Raw genomic sequence first — 2,824 nt, 5'->3', positions numbered from 1 at the left:
TGCCGCTAGGATGGTCCATGAAATAACGGCCTACCAGATCGTGCGCATTGCCTAGTCCCTCGGGAGAAACCGAATCGGAGAGCAGCAGCAAGCGCGCATTCTCGATCCCGCCGGCAGCAAGCACGTACTGGCGCGCGGTGATGCGGCCGCGGCGTCCATCCACGCCGCCGATGCGGGCGTGGTCTACCGATGCGCCGTCGGGCGTGGCCTCGAACGACATCAGGTTGGCATGCAGCAACACCATGATGTTCTCGGCAGCGTCCAGTTGCGCGCGGTAGTGCTTGCCGAAGAACATCGGACTGCGCGCGAATACGGGGTTCGCCAGCGTGCCTTCGTCGAAGCTGCATGGCGTGCGCGCCGGCGTCGTCAGGAAACTGCCGTCGGTGAAATCATGCGCATCGATGCCCAGGTAGCCGCGGGCCTGCTCGTACCAGGGCTCCAGTTCATCGTAGCTGACCGGCCAGCCGGAGCCGGGAACCCAGTCGCGCTGTGCCAGGTCGTGCCGCGAAAACGTAATGCAACCGCCGCCCCACAGCGTGCAGCTGCCGCCGAACACGCGCATGCGCGAACTTGACGCGTCAAAGGGCGTGGAGCCGACCGATTCACCTTCGTACAGCGACTGACTGCGTTCTTCACCCGCAAGACCACCACCCTCTATCACGCATACGCGTGTGCCGGTGCCGATGAAGCTGCGGGCAATGGCGATCCCTGCCGCGCCTGCACCCACGATGCACAAGTCGGCTTCGACGTCGTTGGGCGACGTCGAGTCGAGGTAATCGATGATCACAAACGCTAGCCTTTGGCGATCAAACGCCGTAGTAATCCCGGTACCAGCGTACGAAGTTAGCTACCCCTTCGGCTACGGGGACCTTAGGCGTATATCCAACGGCCTGCATCAGGTCCCGGACGTCTGCCTCGGTATCGGGAACGTCGCCCGGCTGCAGGGGAAGCATCTGCATGTTGGCTTTCTTGCCCAGGCACGCTTCGAGCACTTCGATGTAGCGCAGCAGTTCAACCGGTTCAGCATTGCCGATGTTGTAGATGCGATACGGCGCCACGCCGCTGGAGGCGGGATCCGGTGTCATGCCATCCCATTCAGGATTCACCCCGGGCACCGCGTCGAGCGTGCGGATCACCCCTTCGACGACATCATCGACATAGGTAAAGCTGCGCTTGTGCTTGCCATGGTTGAACACGGGAATGGGTTCATCGGCCAGGATTGCCTTGGTGAACATGAACAGCGCCATGTCCGGCCGGCCCCAGGGGCCATAGACGGTGAAGAAGCGCAGGCCCGTGCAGGGGAAGCGGTACAGGTGCGCATAGGCATGCGCCATCTGTTCGTTGGCTTTCTTGGTGGCCGCGTACAACGTAAGAGGGTGCTCGGTGCCCTGGTGCTCGGAAAACGGCATGGCGAGGTCCGCGCCATACACGGAGCTAGTGGAAGCGAACACCAGGTGTTCCACGCCGTGATGGCGGCAGCCTTCAAGGATGTGCAGGAAGCCGGTGACATTGCTGGCCACGTACACGTGGGGGTTCTGCGCGGCATAACGCACGCCCGCTTGCGCTGCCAGGTTCACCACACGCTGCGGCTTGTGTTCGGCGAAGGCGGCTTCCACCGCCGCGCGATCGGCGAGGTCGGCCTGGATGTGGATGTAATTGGGATGGTCGATGAAGCGCGCCAGGCGCGCCTTCTTCAGCGTGACGTCGTAGTAGTCGTTCATGCTGTCGAAGCCGATCACCTCGTCGCCGCGCTCGAGCAGGCGCATCGCGACGTGCGAACCGATGAAGCCGGCGGTGCCGGTAACCAGGACTTTCATGGGGCAGCCTTATCGGGCAGTGCTACAGGCGCCCATCGACCGCGGCGCGGGGAAGCACGTATTTTACATCGTAAAGCACGCTCAGGCCCTTGCCGAAGGCGCGGATGCCTTCCGGCCCCATGGCCACGAACTCCTTGTGGCCCACGGCCACGATGACCGCGTCGTAGCTGCCGTTTTCAGGGTTCTCGATGGGCGTAAGGCCATATTCGTGCTCAGCTTCCGCCCTGTTTACCCAAGGGTCGTGCACGTCCACATGGGCGTTGTAGCCGCGCAGCGCACCGACGATATCCACCACGCGGGTATTGCGAAGATCCGGGCAGTTTTCCTTGAAGGCCAGGCCCAGCACCAGCACGCGTGCTTTCACCGGATTGATGCCCTTGCGCACCATCAGCCGGATCACTTCGGAGGCTACATAGGGCCCCATCGAATCGTTGGTGCGGCGTCCGGCAAGGATCACGTCGGGATGGTGGCCCACTTCCTGCGCCTTGTGGGTGAGGTAGTACGGGTCCACGCCGATGCAATGCCCGCCCACCAGGCCCGGCCGGAACGGCAGGAAATTCCACTTGGTGCCTGCGGCCTGCAGCACTTCCAGGGTATCGATGCCCAGTTTGTTGAAGAGGATGGCAAGGTCGTTCACCAGGGCGATGTTGAGGTCGCGCTGGGTGTTCTCGATCACCTTGGCAGCCTCGGCTACCTTCAGCGAGCTCGCCTTGTGGGTGCCGGCGGTGATCACCGAGCCATACAGCGCGTCGACGAAATCGGCCGTTTCCGGCGTGGAGCCGGAGGTCACCTTCAGGATGCTGGTGACCCGGTGCTGCTTGTCGCCGGGATTGATCCGTTCGGGGCTGTAGCCTGCGAAGAAATCCTGGTTGAACTTCAACCCCGAGACACGCTCGAGGATCGGCACGCATACTTCCTCGGTGCAGCCGGGGTAGACGGTGCTTTCGTAAACCACGATATCGCCAGGGCTCAAAACCTTGCCCAGCGACTCGCTGGCCTTGACCAGG

At 62.7% G+C, this 2,824-nt stretch carries 3 protein-coding genes; all 3 read right to left on the bottom strand.

The window, feature by feature from the left end; all coding sequences use genetic code 11:
- A partial coding sequence (locus VK519_RS08245) for a GMC family oxidoreductase (RefSeq protein WP_524538984.1) occupies positions 1–787 on the bottom strand: 787 nt, incomplete at its 3' end.
- Positions 788–806: 19 nt separating this feature from the next.
- On the bottom strand, positions 807–1,817 hold the full coding sequence (locus VK519_RS08240) for an NAD-dependent epimerase (RefSeq protein WP_324348913.1): 1,011 nt from the start codon (positions 1,815–1,817) through the stop codon (positions 807–809).
- Positions 1,818–1,839: 22 nt separating this feature from the next.
- The coding region (locus VK519_RS08235) for a nucleotide sugar dehydrogenase (protein ID WP_324348911.1) at positions 1,840–2,824 on the bottom strand (985 nt) is incomplete at its 5' end.

Source organism: Pinirhizobacter sp. (assembly GCF_035317885.1).
GTDB lineage: Bacteria > Pseudomonadota > Gammaproteobacteria > Xanthomonadales > Rhodanobacteraceae > Pinirhizobacter.
Note: the sequence above shows the minus strand (reverse complement) of the source record. Positions and strands in the feature narration are given on the sequence as shown.

Coding starts and splice junctions, on each gene's coding strand:
- VK519_RS08240 (WP_324348913.1), bottom strand. CDS start 1,817: ATGAAAGTCCTGGTTACCGGCACCGCCGGCTTCATCGGTTCGCACGTC.